The 1532-nt window shown below is 40.2% G+C and carries 1 protein-coding gene; it reads left to right on the plus strand.

What is annotated here, in order from left to right; genetic code table 11:
- The first annotated feature begins 99 nt into the window (after positions 1 to 99).
- Positions 100 to 1116 (plus strand): IS110 family transposase, encoded by a 1017-nt coding sequence (locus tag CXF71_RS11605; protein WP_101233119.1) that lies wholly within the window; start codon positions 100 to 102, stop codon positions 1114 to 1116.
- Positions 1117 to 1532 lie beyond the last annotated feature (416 nt).

The following is a 1532-nucleotide window of genomic DNA, read 5'->3' on the forward strand; positions in this document are numbered from 1 at the left end:
CATGGATAATGGTATGAACCCACTCCACTTCCTAACGGCCTCGCAATGGGCCAAAATGGAAGCGTAAACATACCATTTAACAAAAGCGGAGTGGGCATAATGAAGATTACAACAGTTGGACTTGATATAGCAAAATCTATTTTTCATTCGTTTTCGATTAATCATACAGGCCGGCTGATTAGAAAAAAACAGCTCAAGCGCAAACAACTATTAGCTTATTTTGCGAAACTTGAGCCTAGTATTATAGTGATGGAAGCTTGTGGTGGTGCAAACTATTGGGCCAGAGAATTTATTAAGCAAGGTCACCAAGTCAAATTAATAGCACCACAATATGTAAAACCTTTTGTTAAAGGCAATAAAAATGATTACAACGATGCTCAAGCAATAGCGGAAGCATCACAACGTGCTAGCATGCGATTTGTGCCCATTAAATCGGTAGAGCAACAAGACTTACAGAACTTTCATCGCCAACGTGAGCGTATCAAAAAAGAGCGCACCGCTTTAGCCAACCAAATTCGGGGTCTGCTAGCTGAATATGGCATTGTATTCAAGAAAGGTATCACAGCAGTAAAAAGTGACTTACCCTTTATTCTTGAAGATGCGGAAAATGATTTAACGGTATTATCTAGAGCGTTATTTAATGAGCTACTTGAAGAGTTTACAAGGATGTGTGAGCAAATTAACAACTGTGATAAAAAAATAAAATTAGCAAATAAGAACAATGATGTATGTACACGGTTAGTTGATATATTAGGTATTGGTGATATCACCGCGAGTGCGCTTTATGCCGCTGCTGGCGATGGTAAAAACTTTGTTAATGGGCGTCACTTATCCGCATGGATTGGTTTAGTTCCAGGTCAACATTCAACGGGTGGGAAACCGAGGTTACTGGGTATCAGTAAACGAGGCAATAGCTATTTGAGAACGTTATTAATACATGGCGCAAGAGTGGTATTAAGGCATTCAGAGAAGAAGAGTGATCGTTTCAGTCTTTGGGCTCAAGCACTACTTAAACGTAGGGGACACAATAAAGCCTGTGTAGCCGTCGCTAATAAGCTTGCAAGAATGGCATGGGTCATTATGGCAAAGGGTGAAAGATACCGCCCTGTTATGTAATAGAGGTTTAATTACATTAGTGAGGAACACTAATGTTTATTAAGTAACGGTAAAAACCTTTACTTCAGTTGCAAAAGATAAAAGATCGGATGGTGAGACAGGTCAGACCGGCTCATTCAAAACCTGCTAGCTGCATCGGCTCTTAAGAAGCCGTATGGATGATGAGGAGGATGAGCGCAAATAACCATCGGGGCCAGGAAGTAAAATCTTCCATAAACAGGCCGGATATATGAGAGCAATGATTTTCTTCTCACACTATGATCAAATATCTTGCAAACGGAGTGGGTTCATATATGCAGCTTCTTAGAGAATGCAGGAGCTTATTCTCCTGAATAACCATTCTCTTCAATCAATGCCTTGCCTCTAAGCCTTTTAATTCTCGCTGAGTGGGAAAGAACTTAATCAACTTGGTATTA

Source organism: Colwellia sp. 12G3, assembly GCF_002836775.1.
Taxonomy (GTDB): domain Bacteria; phylum Pseudomonadota; class Gammaproteobacteria; order Enterobacterales; family Alteromonadaceae; genus Colwellia.